Genomic DNA, 17,317 nt, shown 5'->3' on the forward strand with positions numbered 1-17,317 from the left:
TGGAGCGGATGACGAGACTCGAACTCGCGACCCTCACCTTGGCAAGGTGATGCGCTACCAACTGCGCTACATCCGCATGCGAAACCAGGCCCGGTTTCTAGGACAAAGTCCTTGTGCGCGATACTGGGATTGAACCAGTGACCTCTTCCGTGTCAGGGAAGCGCTCTCCCACTGAGCTAATCGCGCGCTATTCATTTAGTTCCACTTTCCCTTTGTGGTGTAATACCCTCAAGAAAAGCGTGGAGCGGATGACGAGACTCGAACTCGCGACCCTCACCTTGGCAAGGTGATGCGCTACCAACTGCGCTACATCCGCATCGCGCCGCAGTGCTTAATGCTTTGCGGTGCGTGAACAAACATTATCGTGCTCCCTGTCAGTTTCCAAATCCCCAGCCCAGCACCCCTATTGCGCGACACACATCACACATTTCTCCGCACCGTGAATTGCAGGGTTGTCATTTACCCCACGAGTAAACCTCCCCTGGATATCCGCGTCTACCCCACCTTCCACGCCTGCCATCCAGCCAATTAGGAAAATGGAATGCACCGGGTGTAGATTTATCCCCCGCAAGGTCCTATAGCTCAGTGGGAGAGCGTTCCGTTCACACCGGAAAGGTCACTGGTTCAATCCCAGTTAGGACCACCACCGCCCACTTAAGCTTATTTTCTTCGCTTAGGTGGGCTTTTCCCATTCAGGTGGGCTTTTTGCCTTAACTGAGTAAAGTGTCCACCCGTGTTGTGGATACTTTTGGGAATTCTTGCTGGACTGGTCTTACCGATACAAACGCTGGTCAATACCCGTCTTTGCGCCTCCACCGGCACCCCGTTTTCCTCCTCGATGATCTCCTTCGCCGTAGGAACAATAACCCTGCTCATCGTGGCCACCACAGTTACCGGCGGGGACTACGGTATTGCGCAGGCTTTTGACGAACCACTCTGGATTTGGTTCGGCGGTTTGTTGGGTGTTGTCGCACTGACCGGAAATATTCTTCTCTTTCCGCACCTAGGCGCGGTGCAGACTGTGGTCTTACCCATTGCCGGGCAGGTCATCATGGGGCTCATTGTTGACCACTTCGGGCTCTTCGAGTCGCCTCAGTCTTCTTTAACGGTGGTGCGCGCTATCGGCGCCATTATTGTACTTTTCGGCGTAATTGCGGTGGTAGCCACACCGAGCGCAGCAACAAGTAATGCAGATTCCGCGACCGCCCTGTGGCTGTGGCGGCTAGCCGGATTTATTTTTGGCTGTTTTACAGCCAGCCAATCCGCCATCAACGGCCACCTTGGCCAGGTGACGGGATCTCCGGTGAGCGCTGCGCTGGTATCGTTTGCCGTCGGCGTTACCGCCTTGGTCATCATCAATATCGTGTTGCGCTGGCGCCCGCGCATCGAGCGCCCGGAAGGAAAACCAAACCCGTGGTGGATGTGGATAGGCGGTGTATTGGGCGCACTTTTCATCTTCGGCAACGCCGCCCTCGTTCCGCAGATTGGTACCGGTCTCACCGTGGTTGCCGGCCTGCTTGGCTCGATGCTGGGCTCGCTCATCATTGATCGCGTAAGCGGCGCCCCCATTAAGTCCCGCCAGGTCCTGGGCATTGCCCTCCTTTTGACCGGTGTGGTGCTTATTCGGCTGGTGTAGCCAGCGGGACGATTCACGTCTGCACAACCATTACACTGGCAGACCATGGACATCGCTTCGCTTCTGGGCCCCGAACCCGCTTACCTGCCCGCCGTGCGGGCCAATATGGTTTCTACCCTCACCGGTTCTGCCACCATCAACGATCTTTCAGAGGCCATGGGCAATGACACCGATGCACAGCTTTTTCAGGCCCTGCGCGGCTGGGCGGACGTCGTCTTCGTTGGCGGGCAGACAGTCAGGTCAGAAGATTATGCGGGAGTAGAGCGCGACTCTCCCGATTCACAGCCCGCCCCCATCGCCGTGCCCACGCAAAGCTTGAAGTTTGATCCGGGTTCGAAATTCTTAACGCACTTCACCACTGCCCCGCTCTTCCTTCTCCCCCACGCCGCGTTGCAAAGCGCAGAGGTCTCCGCGAGAAAGCGCTCCATCGAGGCAGCAGGTGCAGAGGTAATCGATGCCGGTGAAGGCACCATGCAGGACTATCTCCGCGTATTGCGGGAGCGTGGATTCCAGCGCATCCTCTGCGAAGGTGGGCCAGGAATGCTCGGCCAGCTGGTGCATATCGATGCGATTGATCAGATGTATTTAACCCTGGATCCCCACCTTTCCACCGGCGTAGAAAAACCCGTGGCTACCTTTCATGGCACGCACTCCCACCGCCGAATGCAGCTAGAAAATATTGCCGCCGATACAGATAGCACGGTGTTTCTGCGGTACTCGCGCACTACTGAGTCCGTAGACTAAAAGGTCGTGACTGCTCGAATAAACGCCGCCGCATGGCCTATTGCCGTTCTCCTCGTCATTCAGCGCATCTTCATCGTCGCGCGCAATGGGACGTTGACTGATGATTTCACTACGGTCTATAGCGCGCTTAAGCGCATGGTCGACGGTATTCCGGTGTATGAACAGGCTTATAACCATGTGGATCCGCTATATCTCTACACCCCAGGCGCAACGCTATTCTTATCGCCTTTAGCGTGGCTCGATTTCAGCCTCGCGCGCGGACTTTTCATCGTTGTCAACGCTCTTGCCATCATTGCCGCACTGGCGCTGCTAACCCACGTGGTGGGAAGAAAGCTCACCTCGCCGGTTTTTCCAACCTCGATTGCTTTAGCCTTCGCCACTGAATCAGTCACCAACACTTTGGCGTTTACCAATATCAACGGTGTGCTCTTATTCTGCATGGCGCTTTTCCTATGGGCTTTCTTAGAGTCTGAGCGCACCCCGCAGCTCGCATGGGTCTCCGGCATAGCCCTTGGGCTAGCCATTTTGATTAAGCCCCAATTCGCACCCCTGCTTTTCTTGCCCTTGGTCAAGCTGCAATGGCGCAACCTCCTCGCGGGCCTCGGGATTCCGGTCGTTCTCAATGTCCTAGCGTGGCCGATCGTCCCGGGTGCTAGCGGTTACTTCGACAAGCTGGTGCCCTATCTTTCCACGACCCGCGATTATGCCAATTCCTCCTGGGCGGGATTGCGGGCCTATGTGGAATTCGGCCCCGTTCTCTACTGGGTGGTGTGGGTAGTCTTCGCCGCCTTGGTCGGGTGCGCGGTGCTCGGACTACTGCGGTGGCGACAATCCGAACCGGTATTTTGGGCGCTGACGACGAGTGGCACGATTATGGTCGGGATTTTCTTCTTATCCTCACTAGGACAGCAATATTATTCAATGTGGTTATTCCCGCTAATTTTCACCGTGTTCCTACCGCGCTCGGTCTTTCACTCGGTGGGCGCATGGGTGGCTGCATTCCTGTTCTTGGCCCCAGTGACATGGACGTCGCAAGCGCACCCGGATGCTGGGCGGTGGATGAACACTTTCTCCGGCACCGTGGGGTGGAGCCTGCTCATCGTCATCATCTTCGCCTCCGTTGCCGGGTGGTGGCGTGCCACGCAAATAAAGGATTAAACTTAAAGTCATGACTGATTTTAAGCTCATTGCTGATGCCGACTGGCAAAAGCGCCTTAGCCCCGAAGAATATTACGTATTGCGCGAAGCAGGCACGGAGCCGCCGCACGTGGGCGAATACACAGATACCACCACAGAGGGTGTCTACTCCTGCAAGGCCTGCGGCGAGGAGCTATTCCGTTCCACCGAGAAGTTTGCTTCCCACTGTGGTTGGCCTTCCTTCTTCTCCCCGCTAGCCGGTGACAAGATTATCGAGCGGGAAGATAATTCCCTGGGCATGCGCCGCGTCGAGGTACTATGCGCCAACTGTGAGTCCCACTTGGGCCACGTATTCGAAGGCGAAGGCTACGATACCCCGACTGACCTGCGCTACTGCATTAACTCTATTTCTTTGAACCTGGAAGAAAAGCCCATCGAGGAAAACTAGGATTTCACTACCACGCGCAGTGAGAACGAATGACAGCGCTGGAAGCTCCCTCCAGTTAAGGGGGGGCTCCCAGCGCTGTTTTTATTTCAAATCTTAGGGCAGAACCTTGATGAGTTCTGCGATGTCCTTCACGCGGCGTCCGGTGTGGAATGGAATTTCCTCACGCACGTGGTGGCGGGCTTCGGTATAGCGCATCTTATACATCAGGTCTACGATGCGGTGTAGCTCGTCGGCTTCAAAGGCAAGGACCCACTCATAATCCCCAAGCGCGAATGCCGGTACGGTATTGGCGCGCACATCGGGGTAGTCGCGTGCCTGCATTCCGTGCTCCATCAAAATGCGGCGACGCTTTTCTTCTTCCATCGTGTACCAGTCATACGAACGCACGAATGGGTAGACGGAAATCCACTCCTTGGGCTCTTCCCCCATGATGAAGGAAGGCAGGTGGGACTTATTAAACTCGGCCGGCCGGTGCAGGGCATTTCCAATCCACGTTACTTCGCTCACCTGGCCCAAGGTAGTCTCCCGGCGGAAATCGCCAAAGGCTTTCTGGATATCGGAAAATTCCTCGGCGTGCCACCAGATCATGAAGTCCGCAGAATCGCGCATCGCGGTCAGATCGTAAACGCCGCGGACAGTGACCTTATTGTCCTTTTCTAGTTCCGCAAAGAATTCTTGGGCTTGGGAGACGATCTCCTCGCGCTCGCTGCCCAGCCCGCCGGGAATCACCTTGAAAACGGCGTGTTGGGAGTATTGCTGTACCTCGTTGAGTTCCTTGAAATCGAGCTTCGCCATTGCCTTCTCCTTTGCAGAAGCTTATTCGAATATTCGGACATATCCATCATAAGTTGGAGTTAGACCGATTGTCATCCCTCCCCCCCCTGTGCACCTCCCACTTTCGGCGCGCCTCCGCCAGCTCAAGGTAGCGAAACTATAGCTTTATCAAGGTGAGTAATTCCGAATCGAGCACGCCCAGCGCCGGTAAGAATGCCGGAGCCAACTCCGGAGATGGCGCAGCCTTTACCTCCCTACGCCGCAATGACGAGGCACAGGAGCCAACGACGCCGCCGGCTTTTACTCAGGCGGTTGAGTCCATGCACGCGGCCACTCTTCGCCCAGAAATTAGCCTCGGGTCCATTCGCCCACCGCAGCGATTAGCGCCCTTTAGCCACGCCATTGGCCTTGAGGTGGGCACGGAAGAGGAGCCGGATATCATCGCCACCGATTCAGATGGCGATGCCTTCGGGCGCCTCATCCTCCTCCATGACCCGGGCGCGGAAGAGGCTTGGGAGGGCGCCATGCGCTTGGTGGCGTATATCCAGGCAGATATGGATGATTCGGTGGCAGGAGATCCACTGCTTCCGGACGTAGCCTGGCAATGGCTCAACGAAGGCTTGGAAAAAGAAGGCGCGGAGATTACCAACGTCGGCGGCACCGTTACCTCCACCGCCTCGGTCCGCTTCGGCGAGATCGGCGGTCCCCCGCGCGCTTATCAGATCGAAATGCGCGCATCGTGGACGGCGGAGGGGCTGGATTTAGCACCGCACGTGCAGGCCTTCGCACAAGTATTAGCCAACGTCGCGGGGCTGCCGCCTGAAGGCGTTACTGAACTCGGCCGTTAAGATGGTGGAATTTCGGAAGCAGCCGAAAGAGGGTATTCCGAAGGTATTATCCACACCAGCGGAATTTGCCGCTGCGGCCGCGCGGTTGCAGGCGGGCACTGGGTCCTTTGCCATCGATACCGAACGCGCCTCAGGCTACCGGTACGATGACCGCGCCTTTCTCATCCAGATTCGCCGGCACGGCGCTGGGACGATGCTTTTTGCCCCCGAAGGCCACCGCGCGGAATTGACCCGGGAGCTTGCTCCGGTGCTCAATGGGCAGCACTGGATCATTCACGCCGCACCCTCGGATCTCCCGTCTCTTGGATGGCTCGGGCTTTTCCCTGGCACTCTTTTCGATACGGAATTAGCCGCCCGGTTTGCAGGATTTCACCGCACCAATTTGGGCGCCATTATCGCGGAGCTTCTCGATGTCCAGCTAGAAAAAGGCCACGGCGACGATGACTGGTCCATCCCGCGGCTCAGTGAAGAAATGCGCGCTTATGCCGCACTCGATGTCGAGCTCTTACTAGAATTGGCTACGACGCTGCGCGATATCTTGGCCGAACAAGAAAAGCTGGACTGGATTGTGGAGGAATGTGCGGCGATCGTCGCCAAGCACGCGAATGACACCGCCCCGCAGCCGCACTCTTGGCGCGATATCAAGGGAGTATCGAGCCTAAAGAATGGGAAGCAGCGCGCCGCGGCGCAGTCTTTGTGGAACCTGCGCGATGATATTAGCCGGCGAACCGATACCGCGCCCGGGCGCGTGCTGCCCAATAAGGTACTAGTAGAGATAGCCCGGATCCTGCCCAGCACGCAGCCGCAGTTAACCCGCATCAAGGGGTTTCCACGGCGGAGCAAGGGCGTCGCGCACCGCTGGTTACTGGCCGTGCAGCAGTCCCAGAATATTCCACCGCGCGGGCGCCCGGGCCCGCTTCGCCAGGAAAGAACCGTTCCCTCGAAATCGGTGTGGTCTAGGGAGTATCCACAGCAGTGGGAGGAATATCAAGAGATCCGCGCTGCCATTGGGGATATCGCCGAAGAGCTCGGGCTGCCACAGGAGCTGCTGCTTCGACCCGCAACCCTTCGCGCCACCGTGTGGGCGGCCATTGGCGGGAGCGGAACCATCAGCCAGCCTGAAGATGTGCCCGCCTTCCTAGAACGCGAAGGCGCGCGGTCGTGGCAGGTCAACCTCGTTGCCCCGGCATTGATCGCGAGCCTATTTTCCCAGCCGCATTAAGCGGTCAGGTTTTCTACCCACTCGGTAATCGATGCAGCAATGAGCTCAGGGCTTAGGCCAAATTCTGCCAAAACCTCGCCGCGGGAACCGTGCTTGGGGAAGTAACCAGGAACACCCAGGCGACGCACTGGGGTGTCCACCTCTGCGGCGCCGAGGGCCTCAGCAATCATGGATCCAATTCCGCCGCGAATGAGTCCATCTTCTACCGTTACGACCAAATCGTGATCTGCTGCCATAGCGATGACGGAGCTTGCCACTGGTGCGACCCATCGCGGGTCAATGACCGTGACGTTGAGTCCCTGTTTCTCCAGCTCTTGCGCTGCCTTGATGCTCCGCGCGGACATCGCACCGATAGAGACGATGAGGACCTCGGGGGTATCCTCACCGGCGTCAGCCTCGCCGTAGTAGAGGATATCGACGCCATCGGCAAGCGTATCCACGGCTTCCATATCGGGCAGCAAGTTTCCCTTGGGGAACCGGACCACTGAGGGCCCAGAATCAATGTCCAGGGATTCCTGGAAGAGCTCGCGCAGGCGCGCACCATCGCGCGGGGCGGCGATGTGCATGCCAGGGACAATGCTCATTAAGGACATATCCCAAATTCCGTTGTGGGAGGCGCCATCAGATCCCGTCACGCCCGCGCGGTCCAGCACGATGGTCACCGGCAGCTTGAGCAAGGCAATATCCATGATCACCTGGTCCACGGCCCTGTTCAGGAAGGTGGAATACACAGCTACCACGGGGTGCATGCCGCCCAAAGCCAAACCAGAGGCAGAGGCCATGGCGTGCTGCTCGGCGATGCCCACATCAAAGAACCGATCCGGAAAACGTTCCTGGAAGGGAGCTAGCCCCGTAGGACCCGCCATGGCTGCGGTAATCGCGACGATGTCCTCACGCTTTTCCGCCGCCGCAATCAATTCTTCAGAAAATGCGGCCGTCCACCCTGGTTGCTTGGTGCCCTTGGCAACACCGGTGACTGGGTCGATAGCACCCGTCGAGTGCATCTGGTCCTTCGGCTCATTGACCGCCGGGGCAAATCCGTGGCCCTTTTCCGTGACCACATGCACGATAATGGGGCCCTCATAATCGCGGGCATAGGAAAGCGCATGCACCAAGCCATCGATGTCATGGCCGTAGATAGGGCCAATATATTTAATCCCCAGCTCTGGGAAAATCTCCGTGGGCAAGACGGTGGACTTGACGCCTTCCTTCATGGCGTGGAGCGCATCAAAGGCGCGCTCGCCTACCCACCCCATGGATTTTAAGCGGCGCTTGCCCTGCTCCATGAGCTCGTCGTAGCCATGCTGGGAACGAATGCGCCCCAGGTTTTCAGAAATGCCGCCAATGGTGGGCGAATAGCTGCGGCCGTTGTCATTGACCACGATGACTGCATTGCGCTTTTTATCTTCAGAAATATTATTGAGCGCTTCCCAGCACATGCCGCCGGTCAAGGCGCCATCGCCCACAATGCCAATGACATTGCGGTGGCCTTCCCCGCGAATCTTAAAGGCCTTGGACAGCCCATCCACGGTCGAAAGCGAGGCGGAAGCATGCGAGGATTCCGTCCAGTCATGCTCAGACTCACCGCGGTCCGTATAACCGGACAGGCCGTCCTTTTGGCGCAGGGTATCGAATTGGGCCGTGCGGCCAGTGAGCATCTTGTGCACATAAGACTGGTGGGAGGTATCAAAGATGATGGGCTCGCGCGGGGAATCAAAGACCCGGTGCAGCGCAATGGTCAATTCCACCACGCCCAAATTGGGCCCCAAGTGCCCACCCGTCACCGATACCTTATCGATGAGGCGCTGGCGAATATCCGCCGCAAGTTCCTCCAACTTTTCTGCAGGCAGTGCCTTCAGGTCTTGCGGCGAGTTTATGGTATCCAAGATAGTCATGGAGCGGCCTTCAACTCCTTCTGTGCTTAGTTCTTCCTATCCACCGTACCCGTGGTCCGTATTTTCTTTTATATCGGCTTCTTAATTCAGGCGGGGTATTTTCGCATTAAACAGCGTCCTGCGCCGGGTTATTCGCCGCCTTATCTGGGGTAATAAGAGCGATTACCTCAAAGTGATGGGTGACGGGGAAGGCATTGACCAGCGCCATTTTCTCGGGCTTATACCCAGCGCTTTGCCATAGGGACAGATCGCGGGCAAAGGTCGCTGGATCGCATCCCACATGCACCACGGCTTGGGGCTTTGCCTCCGCCACGGCGCGGACCACCTGCTCGCCTGCCCCGGTTCGCGGCGGATCGAGCACCACGGCACCTGGTTGGGGCAATTGCGCAGCAACCTGTTCTACCTTGGCGGATTTCACGGCAATATCGATATCGCGCAACCCCGGCTGCGTAGTCGCCGTTGCCGCGGGCGAATAGTCCACGGAAATGACTTTTCCGCCGGTGGCTTCTGATAACGCGGGCGCGAATAGTCCAACGCCGCCGTACAAATCCCAAGCGATCTTGTGCTGGTAATCCCGGCCGGCCAGCCACTGCCCTGCCACAGCGCTATAAATCTCCGGCGCCGCCACATGCGCTTGCCAAAATGCCGTGGCGGGGAAGGAAAACTCGCAGCCATTGACGTATTCGGCCACCGTGCCAGAGCCCTCGATGACCTCACGAATGGTCTCCACTCGCCTGCCTCGCGGGGCCTTGCGCGTTTCCACCACATGCCGGTTACCGGCGCCATCAAGAACCGCGACGATTTCGGCCCCAGGGGTAAAACGCCGCGCGCCATCCCCAACCAGACCATCAATCAAGCCATCTGCTAATTGGGTACAACCGACGGACGTGACCAGCTCATTCGAGCGGTACTTCCGCAATCCGGCGCGGCCTTGCTTGTCGACGCCCAACCGGACCCTCGTCCGCCAGCCCCGTACCGGCGGCAGCTCGTGTTGCTCAATAGCGAGGGACTCGAGCCCCTCAATGCCGCTGCGGCGCAGCTGTTCGCGGAAGACATCCATCTTGATGTCTATTTCCGCTGCGGGATCCAACTCAGCAAAATCGCAGCACCCAGCGCCTAGCTCCGCGGCGGGACAGCTACTGGGTACACGCATCTGCCCTGCGGTGACGATGCTATCGAGTTCGCCCTTGATAAAAGACTTTTTCACCTTACCGGCGGTTGCGCGAACCGTGTCACCAGGAAAAGCCCGGGGAACGAAGACGACGCGCCCATCCGGGGCGTGGCCGATACCGAGTCCACCATGGGCCATGCGGTCAATAGTGACCTCTACGGTGTCCCCGCGAGATAGTGCGGACTCATTCATTTTCTGCCTCGAGCTCTTGTGTACTGCGATTTGAATTTGTGGCACGTCCGACATTTTCTGCCTCTTCTACTGCAGCGTCTGCGCGGCGCACCATCCACACGGTTAATGCCGTCACCAATAGCGTCAAGGGCCAGCCCATGACGATCCTGGTGATTCCCAATGCGGTAGTTTCCCCGGCGTCATAAATCGCGCGCTGGATGATAAACCGCGCTAAGAAGATAACGGCCCACCCAGCGGTGGCAATGGAATAGGCCCTCCGCGCAAGCTTTACCTTCTGCCAGGCCATATCATCGCCGTTCAAGCCCTTCCAGATAACGCCTACGGCCGGCCACCGGAAAAGGATGGAGAGCGCTGCGGCAATAAACAAGGCCAGCGACATCCAAATGCCGTATAGGAAGTAGCCTTTGGCATCCCCGGTAAACCAGGCGATGGCGGCACAAATGGCCACGCCGATAAGTCCAGATATAGCCGGCTGAATAGTCTGTTTGCGAACGATGCGCCAGATGGCGATCACTACCGCCACACCCAGCGCGGAGATCAGCGCTGGGGTGAGGCCATAGAGGCTATTGACTGGAATAAGGACGACGATGGGCAACGTGGCCGCGACGAGGCCCGGTAGGCCTCCCATTTGTTCCAACAGAGTTGGTTCAGTATCGCGGTCCTGGTCGTCGCTTAGCTGAGGAGCCTGCGGCTCCGGCAAAGAGTTACTCACGTAGCGTTCTGCTTTACTCACTTATCGGTATCGGGGTTAGACCCCTTGTCTTTGTCATGTGCGGGAGATTCATTGTCCCCCTCGGGTGGCTGCGCGCCCAAATCGCGCAGTTGCTTTTCCGCTTCCGCCTCAGCTGCGGGATCGGGGCCGCCTACCCCGTTTTCTGGGTGGCCTTGAGCCGGCTGACCTTGGGTATTTGCGCCGGATTGTTCCTGCTGGCGCTTTTCCATGGCTTGCTTGACCTGTTCCACCAGCTGCTTTGGCATGATGACCGGCAGTGCATTGCCCGCCAAAATGGGATCCTCACCGCGGTAGACAAAGGTACGCGATGCTACGTCGCGCGCGATCTGCGCCAAATCTTCTTCAAGGCCGGTAGGTGCTGCAAGAGTTAAGCGCAGCATCCACCGCGGGCCCTCGGCACCAATAACGCGCAGTTGGCCGTTGTCATTTTTGCCAACGATTTCCAACCCCCAGGGACCTTGCTCGGTGGTAACGGAAAGCCCATCGCGGCTCATGCCTTCCTTGATTTCTTCCACGGATTCTGCCCACTGACCGGGCTTGCGCGGAGCTGCGAAGGCAACGGGAGTAATACGACCAGCCTTGGTGACAATGTGCAGCATCTTAGGGCCTTGTTCACCCATTTCCACCTGGACCTGGGAGTCCTTTGGCAGCGGAATGCGCATCGAGCCAAGGTCAAGGATGCCGATGGATGAATCAGAAAAGTCAAAGTCTTCGATATTGACGGAATCGCCATCGAAGGGGCCGGTTTCGCCGTTCACGGCGTCGTGGGCAAACTCCGTTGGCACCTGTCCCGAGGCTGCGGCGGCATCGGCAGCCGTATCTTTTACGGATGCAAGGGAATTCGAGTCAGCCGGAGCCGACCCTGCGGAATCAGCGGCAGGCTCTTGCGGCTGCGATTGCTGAGAGTTTTCCGGCTCTTCCTTTCGGCCGTCATCGTTTTTCTTTTTTCCAAATGGCCAAATACCCATGTGCTTAATCCTTCCTATACCCCGGTTGATCCGTAACCGCCGGTACCGCGGTCGGTCTCATCCAAGTCTTCTACTTCGCTAAAATCCATTAGTTCTACACGCTGTACCACGAGTTGAGCGATGCGCATGCCGCGCTCGATCTCGATCGGGGTGTGGGGATCGTGGTTAATCAGGCACACCTTGATCTCCCCGCGGTAGTCAGCATCCACCGTACCCGGCGTATTGACAATGGACAGCCCGTGTTTAGCTGCTAAGCCGGACCGCGGATGGATTAATCCCACGGTGCCGAGCGGTAAGGCCATGGCGATACCGGTGCCGACAAGTGCGCGTTCGCCAGGTTGGAGGGTAAGCGCCTCGGCGGCGTAAAGATCGGCGCCGGCGTCACCCCGATGCGCCCGAAATGGCATCGGGAGCCCTTTATCGAGGCGCTTGATTTTGACGTCTCCTACTGGCGTTTGTTCCTGCGGTAGCGAATTCGAATCAGTCACTTAGCCAATCCTACCTGCCCCAGCCGGTTCATTCTGCGCCTGGAGTGGACTAGAATGCCTAGGCGTGTCTGATATTTCTGCTCCTCAACCCGCTGCCCCGAAAGTGTTGTATCGCGAACGCCAGTGGGTGCCGTGGTACTTCTGGATTTTTGCAGCAATCGTTGTGGCTTTAACCTCAGCTACGGCCGGACTTAACCGCTCTGTGTGGTGGACCATCATTCCCGCAGTCCTGCTCGGCGCCATCGCTATCTGGGTCCTCATCACGTGGTCTGGGACCGTTGTGCAGGTGGAACAAGATGAAGATGGAACGCGGTGGCTGCTCGTCAAGGATGCGCAGTTGCCCAATGAGGTTGTCTCTCGTTCGATTACCGTTCCAAAGTCTGCGCGCCATAACGCACTGGGCCCGCAATTCGATCCGGCCGCATTCTTGGTCTCTCATGCGTGGATTGACGAGCACGCCATGATGGTCCTCAATGATCCGGAGGATGACACCCCATATTGGCTCATTGCCTCGAAAGATCCAGACCAACTGCTCCGCGCCTTCCTGCCAGAGCAGCACGCAAAAGGTTCGTAGATTCTAGGGGTCGCTGCTTTTTAGAAGGCGTCACCTGTGAGAGTGCCGTTGGTGTTTTTCGGTGCTACTACATCCCCCGAGCAAGCCCGCACGACAGCATTAAAGAAGACTTTCGGTCGCACCTTACGCGGGTTCTTGTACCATCAGTGAAAAGTTGGACTAGGAGGAGATCACAATGGGTTTCGGAGGAGCTCTACGCAGAACTCAGAAAGATGGGAAACCCTGGATACCTCCGTGGTGGTTTTCCTTTGTGATACTGCCACTAATGGTCATCGCTGAATTCTACGTCAGTCAAGTAACCGGTTGGCGTGGAGTGTCCTCATCAAACGTAGAGGGGGTTGCCTGGAGCGAAGTGAGCTCTGATGGCATCGTCCTTCACGTAGTCGGGTACATGGCTTTTTACTTCGTTCTAGTCTTGCCCATCTTCCTAGTGCGTAGATATCTATGGGAGAAACAGCAAAAGCAAGGAAGCGAACCGCATAAGAAGGGCAAAGACGAGCAGCCTTAGATAGAACTGGATAACTGAGAAGATTTGCCTTCTCAGAAAGTAGACACCCCGCGCAGTTAGGTCCCGCGCACATTGGGTGTCTGCTAAACAAGGAAAACTTCAAACCCCGCCGCGTTTACCATTGCAAACTGCGGCGGGGTGAATCTTTATTTGGGTTGTTCGCAATAACGACTAGCTAAGCCAATACTGGCTGCTTAGGCACAATCCTTACAGATGGGCATGCCATCTTCTTCGTGCGAATAACGCTTATTGGACTGGACCAAAAAGCAGGAACCGCAGGTAAATTCGTCTTCTTGGCGGGGAACGACCTGTACGTTGAGTTCCTCGCCGGTCAGGTCAACTGATGGAGGTTGGAATGCTTCGACGATTTCGCCATCGTCATCCATGCCATTGCTTTCGGGTTCAGCTGCTTTCAGTCCCTCTAGAGAGTCAGTTTCAAGTTCTTCTTCTGCACCGCGGCGCGGTGCGTCATAATCGGTGGCCATACTGCACGCCCCTATAAGTCGAGTTGCTTTAGGAATAGTTGTTTATCGATCGCGCATAGTAAAGGACAAACACCGATATGTCATCCTGTTGCTAAGAAATTCTTAGATGCTTCACCCCCGCATCGCTTCCTTAGCGCCATGTGCTGCCAAAAGTTCCTCAAATGCGGGTGCCAAATTTACCCCCGCGGCCCAGGTTAATTCACCATCAGCAGACCCCTTGTCCAGGCCTGGGTGATGGACTTCAGCTCCTGCCTCGCGGGCGATGAGAGCACCGGCGGCAAAATCCCAGGCGTTAATACCGTGCTCGAAATAGGCATCAACACTCCCCTCTGCCACGCGGCATAAATCAAGGGCGGCTGCGCCGATGCGGCGGATATCGCGGACCTGCGGCAACAACTTAGTCAGTAGTTCCGCCTGTTGCTTGCGCCGCTGTGCGCCGTAACCAAATCCCGTCGCTACCAAGGAAAGCGCGGGATCGTCTTGCTCACCGCACCGTAGTGAGGACCGCGTGCCATCCGCAGCGGTAACCGTGGCACCCTGGCCTGCTGCTGCGGAATACACTTGCCTCCGCGCCACATTGACTACTGCACCCGCTACCAAGCGGCCGTCGTATTCCGCGCCAATCGAGACCGCATAGTCCGGAATGCCGTAAAGGAAATTGACGGTTCCGTCGATGGGATCCACGATCCACCTCACCCCGGTCGTCCCGTCGAAGCTCGCGCCTTCCTCACCCAATAGGCCATCGCCAGGGCGGCTTTCCTTAATCGTGCGCGTAATGAACTCCTCGGTGGCGGTATCGACCTCCGTTACCGGGTCGACGGCGCTCGACTTTGTCTGAGTATGTGCCGCAATACCGTCGCCAGCCACCAAGTCCGCACGGCGCGCGCGAATAAGTTCCGCCGCACGCATTGCGGTAGATTCCGCAAAATCTCGCAGCTGCAGAAAATCTATGTCATGATCCATGCCATCCATTGTGCCTTCTTCTACACTTGCGAGCATGACTACTCATACTGGCCACTCTTTTGGCATCGATATTGGCGGCTCCGGCATTAAGGGCGCCGAAGTCGACCTCAAAAACGGTGAATTCGTGGGCCCACGGCTAAAGATCCCCACCCCACAGCCGTCCACGCCACATGAGGTAGCCACGGTCGTGGCCCAGATTGTGGGCGAAAAAGAGTGGGACAAGCCCGTCGGCATCACCTTGCCCTCGGTGGTGTCCAACCACACGGTGCACTCCGCTGCCAATATCTCACCTGAGTGGGTCGGTGTGGATACCACTGAGTTGTTTTCTCGTTATCTAGACGTTGACTTTGTGGTCTTAAATGATGCCGATGCCGCAGGCCTTGCGGAAGTCGCGTATGGAAACGAGTTGGCTACAACCGGGCCAGTCATCTTTTTGACGCTGGGAACCGGCATCGGCTCGGCCTTCTTCCTCAACGGGCAGCTCTTTCCCAATACTGAGCTTGGACACCTCACTGTGGGAACTGACGAGGCCGAAGCGATCGCATCCTCCGCAGCCAAAGAACGCGAAGGGTTGAAGTACAAGGAGTGGGCGGTTCGGCTCGATCGCGTGCTGCAGGAATACGAGAAGTTATTTAACCCCCAGGCTTTCCTCATCGGGGGTGGCATATCTCGCAAATTCCACAAATGGGGACCCCACTTAACTATTGATACCCCCGTTATGCCTGCACAACTGCAAAATCGTGCAGGTATTGTAGGTGCAGCGATGGCTGTATTGGAAGGCCTAGAGCCATAAATTCGCCGTTGCATTAACCCTATCTACCGGCATTGTGCAAAAATCGCCTATACTGGGCGGTCGATCCAAAATTGCATGGCTCTCGGGCGTGTCTGACCTGCATAAGGCCTACACCCGCTAGCATTCATAATGCTATTGCCACCCTGTGCGGGTGCGGTGAGCTATTTCCATCAAGTAGTAAGTCGAAAGGGCGTACGTGGCAGCCACTGATTCTTCAGACCAGGCACTCGGCGAGGACGACAAGTCAGTCGAGGCATCTACTCCTGCAAAGAAGACCGCCAAAAAGACGGCAAAGAAAACGGCGAAGAAAACCGCCAAGAAGACAGCTAAAAAGACGGCGAAAAAGACTGCCAAGAAAACGGCTAAGAAGACCGTCAAGAAGTCGGCGAAGAAATCAGCCAAAAAAGCTGTCAAAAAGACCGTGCGAGCCTCTGCGGCAGAACCGCAAGACTCCCCCGCAAACTCCGCGGAGAAAGCACCGTCGGAAGCTAAGGACGCAGAGGATCAGCTCGACGCCGTTGAGCAAGACGCCCCTGCGGATGACGTCGACTTCGACCCCACCCATGAGGACATCGAAGAAGATGAATTCGATGCCCCCACTGACCTGGATGAAGACGATATCCAGGAAGAGTTGGGCGAAGAAGAAGACGAGGACGAAGCAGAAGATACGTCCTCGGTCTGGGATGAGGAAGAATCCGTCGCCCTACGCCAAGCGCGCAAGGATGCACAGCTGACCGCCTCCGCCGACTCCGTCCGCGCGTACCTTAAGCAGATCGGTAAGGTTGCCCTGCTGAATGCAGAGCAGGAGGTCTCTTTGGCAAAGCGCATTGAGGCTGGCCTGTACGCGCAGCACCGCATGGATGAGATGGAAAAGGCTCGTGCGGAGGGCGATAAGGCTGCCAAGCTCTCCCCCATGGAAAAGCGCGACCTGCGCAGCATCGCAAGGGACGGGCGCAAGGCTAAAAACCACCTGTTGGAGGCCAACCTTCGCCTTGTGGTCTCCTTGGCCAAGCGCTACACCGGCCGCGGCATGGCTTTCTTGGACCTTATTCAGGAAGGCAACTTGGGCCTTATCCGTGCGGTGGAAAAGTTCGACTACACCAAGGGCTATAAGTTCTCTACCTACGCCACGTGGTGGATTCGTCAGGCTATTACCCGCGCCATGGCTGACCAGGCCCGCACCATACGCATCCCGGTTCACATGGTGGAGGTCATCAACAAGCTGGGCCGCATCCAGCGCGAGCTACTCCAAGACTTGGGCCGCGAGCCCACTCCACAGGAGCTCGCGAAGGAAATGGACATCACCGAAGAAAAGGTGATGGAGATTCAGCAGTATGCGCGTGAGCCCATCTCGCTGGACCAGACCATCGGTGATGAGGGCGATTCCCAGTTGGGTGATTTCATCGAGGATTCTGAGGCCGTCATCGCCGTCGATGCCGTGTCCTTCACCTTGCTGCAGGACCAGCTCCAGGACGTGCTGACGACGTTGTCCGAGCGCGAAGCCGGCGTCGTGCGCCTGCGCTTTGGGCTTACCGATGGCATGCCGCGCACTTTAGACGAGATCGGCCAAGTCTACGGCGTTACCCGCGAGCGCATCCGCCAGATCGAGTCCAAGACGATGTCGAAGCTGCGCCACCCCTCCCGTTCGCAGGTATTGCGCGATTACCTCGACTAGAAAACTCGCCCGTCCTGCATAGGATTAAGGCCGCACCACTCTGGTGCGGCCTTTTTATGTGCC

At 57.3% G+C, this 17,317-nt stretch carries 17 protein-coding genes and 4 tRNA genes; 10 read left to right on the top strand and 11 right to left on the bottom strand.

Translation table 11 applies throughout. The features are described 5' to 3' along the window. The 3 genes from ABRP66_RS03615 to ABRP66_RS03625 all read right to left on the bottom strand — a co-directional run bounded on the left by ABRP66_RS03615 (nt 1) and on the right by ABRP66_RS03625 (nt 316). Nucleotides 1-76 (bottom strand) — tRNA-Gly (locus ABRP66_RS03615). A gap of 38 nt (nt 77-114) precedes the next feature. Further along, a tRNA-Val gene (locus ABRP66_RS03620) sits at nt 115-186 on the bottom strand. Nucleotides 187-240: 54 nt separating this feature from the next. Further along, a tRNA-Gly gene (locus ABRP66_RS03625) sits at nt 241-316 on the bottom strand. 255 nt (nt 317-571) lie between these two features. Between ABRP66_RS03625 and ABRP66_RS03630 the strand changes: the two genes are divergently transcribed. From ABRP66_RS03630 to msrB, 5 genes are all read left to right on the top strand, one after another. Continuing rightward, a tRNA-Val gene (locus ABRP66_RS03630) sits at nt 572-646 on the top strand. 87 nt (nt 647-733) lie between these two features. Continuing rightward, nucleotides 734-1,636, top strand: a complete 903-nt coding sequence (locus ABRP66_RS03635; RefSeq protein WP_284769692.1) for a DMT family transporter — start codon at nt 734-736, stop codon at nt 1,634-1,636. Between the two features lie 45 nt (nt 1,637-1,681). Continuing rightward, nucleotides 1,682-2,380, top strand: coding sequence for a pyrimidine reductase family protein (locus ABRP66_RS03640; RefSeq protein WP_284849952.1), 699 nt, complete (start codon nt 1,682-1,684; stop codon nt 2,378-2,380). A gap of 6 nt (nt 2,381-2,386) precedes the next feature. Then, nucleotides 2,387-3,538, top strand: coding sequence for a glycosyltransferase family 87 protein (locus ABRP66_RS03645; protein WP_284849953.1), 1,152 nt, complete (start codon nt 2,387-2,389; stop codon nt 3,536-3,538). 10 nt (nt 3,539-3,548) lie between these two features. Beyond that, nucleotides 3,549-3,965, top strand: a complete 417-nt coding sequence (gene msrB, locus ABRP66_RS03650) for a peptide-methionine (R)-S-oxide reductase MsrB (RefSeq protein ID WP_023022629.1) — start codon at nt 3,549-3,551, stop codon at nt 3,963-3,965. A 93-nt stretch (nt 3,966-4,058) separates the two neighbouring features. Here the strand turns inward: msrB and hemQ are convergent, their stop codons facing one another. Continuing rightward, nucleotides 4,059-4,760, bottom strand: a complete 702-nt coding sequence (gene hemQ / locus ABRP66_RS03655) for a hydrogen peroxide-dependent heme synthase (protein WP_284769689.1) — start codon at nt 4,758-4,760, stop codon at nt 4,059-4,061. Between the two features lie 152 nt (nt 4,761-4,912). Here hemQ and ABRP66_RS03660 point away from each other — a divergent pair, with 152 nt between their 5' ends. Next, on the top strand, nt 4,913-5,587 hold the full coding sequence (locus ABRP66_RS03660) for a DUF3000 domain-containing protein (protein ID WP_284852026.1): 675 nt from the start codon (nt 4,913-4,915) through the stop codon (nt 5,585-5,587). Between the two features lies 1 nt (nt 5,588). After that, a complete protein-coding gene (locus ABRP66_RS03665; RefSeq protein WP_349838349.1) occupies nt 5,589-6,809 on the top strand; it encodes an HRDC domain-containing protein in 1,221 nt (406 codons plus the stop codon). On the opposite strand, the gene dxs is transcribed toward ABRP66_RS03665, so the two are convergent. The 5 genes from dxs to dut form a co-directional block, all read right to left on the bottom strand. Then, nucleotides 6,806-8,704, bottom strand: a complete 1,899-nt coding sequence (gene dxs, locus ABRP66_RS03670; protein WP_284769686.1) for a 1-deoxy-D-xylulose-5-phosphate synthase — start codon at nt 8,702-8,704, stop codon at nt 6,806-6,808. The two genes, ABRP66_RS03665 and dxs, sit on opposite strands and share 4 nt — an antisense overlap. 106 nt (nt 8,705-8,810) lie before the next feature. Beyond that, entirely contained in the window at nt 8,811-10,067 is a 1,257-nt protein-coding gene (locus tag ABRP66_RS03675) for a class I SAM-dependent RNA methyltransferase (protein WP_349838350.1), read from the bottom strand. Further along, the gene (locus ABRP66_RS03680; protein WP_284782249.1) at nt 10,060-10,767 is read right to left on the bottom strand and encodes a DUF3159 domain-containing protein; all 708 of its coding nucleotides are present in this window, start codon (nt 10,765-10,767) and stop codon (nt 10,060-10,062) included. The genes ABRP66_RS03675 and ABRP66_RS03680 overlap by 8 nt, the downstream gene beginning before the upstream one ends. 29 nt (nt 10,768-10,796) lie before the next feature. After that, nucleotides 10,797-11,768 carry a DUF3710 domain-containing protein gene (locus tag ABRP66_RS03685; protein WP_284784254.1) on the bottom strand — a complete coding sequence of 324 codons (972 nt, stop codon included), beginning with the start codon at nt 11,766-11,768 and terminating at the stop codon, nt 10,797-10,799. Nucleotides 11,769-11,782: 14 nt separating this feature from the next. Further along, nucleotides 11,783-12,256, bottom strand: a complete 474-nt coding sequence (gene dut / locus ABRP66_RS03690; RefSeq protein WP_023022645.1) for a dUTP diphosphatase — start codon at nt 12,254-12,256, stop codon at nt 11,783-11,785. 103 nt (nt 12,257-12,359) lie between these two features. Here dut and ABRP66_RS03695 point away from each other — a divergent pair, with 103 nt between their 5' ends. Continuing rightward, nucleotides 12,360-12,830, top strand: coding sequence for a DUF3093 domain-containing protein (locus ABRP66_RS03695; RefSeq protein WP_023022647.1), 471 nt, complete (start codon nt 12,360-12,362; stop codon nt 12,828-12,830). 702 nt (nt 12,831-13,532) lie between these two features. Here ABRP66_RS03695 and ABRP66_RS03700 read toward each other — a convergent pair. After that, nucleotides 13,533-13,823 (bottom strand): DUF4193 domain-containing protein, encoded by a 291-nt coding sequence (locus ABRP66_RS03700; RefSeq protein ID WP_023022651.1) that lies wholly within the window; start codon nt 13,821-13,823, stop codon nt 13,533-13,535. A gap of 111 nt (nt 13,824-13,934) precedes the next feature. Further along, nucleotides 13,935-14,822 (bottom strand): inositol monophosphatase family protein, encoded by an 888-nt coding sequence (locus tag ABRP66_RS03705; RefSeq protein ID WP_284784255.1) that lies wholly within the window; start codon nt 14,820-14,822, stop codon nt 13,935-13,937. Here ABRP66_RS03705 and ppgK point away from each other — a divergent pair. Beyond that, entirely contained in the window at nt 14,821-15,579 is a 759-nt protein-coding gene (ppgK, locus tag ABRP66_RS03710) for a polyphosphate--glucose phosphotransferase (RefSeq protein ID WP_284784256.1), read from the top strand. The genes ABRP66_RS03705 and ppgK overlap by 2 nt on opposite strands. A gap of 196 nt (nt 15,580-15,775) precedes the next feature. Beyond that, nucleotides 15,776-17,254, top strand: a complete 1,479-nt coding sequence (locus ABRP66_RS03715) for an RNA polymerase sigma factor (RefSeq protein WP_284784257.1) — start codon at nt 15,776-15,778, stop codon at nt 17,252-17,254. Nucleotides 17,255-17,317 lie beyond the last annotated feature (63 nt).

It is taken from the genome of Corynebacterium sp. KPL2680 (genome assembly GCF_040225675.1).
In the GTDB taxonomy this organism is placed as follows: Bacteria; Actinomycetota; Actinomycetes; order Mycobacteriales; family Mycobacteriaceae; genus Corynebacterium; species Corynebacterium rhinophilum.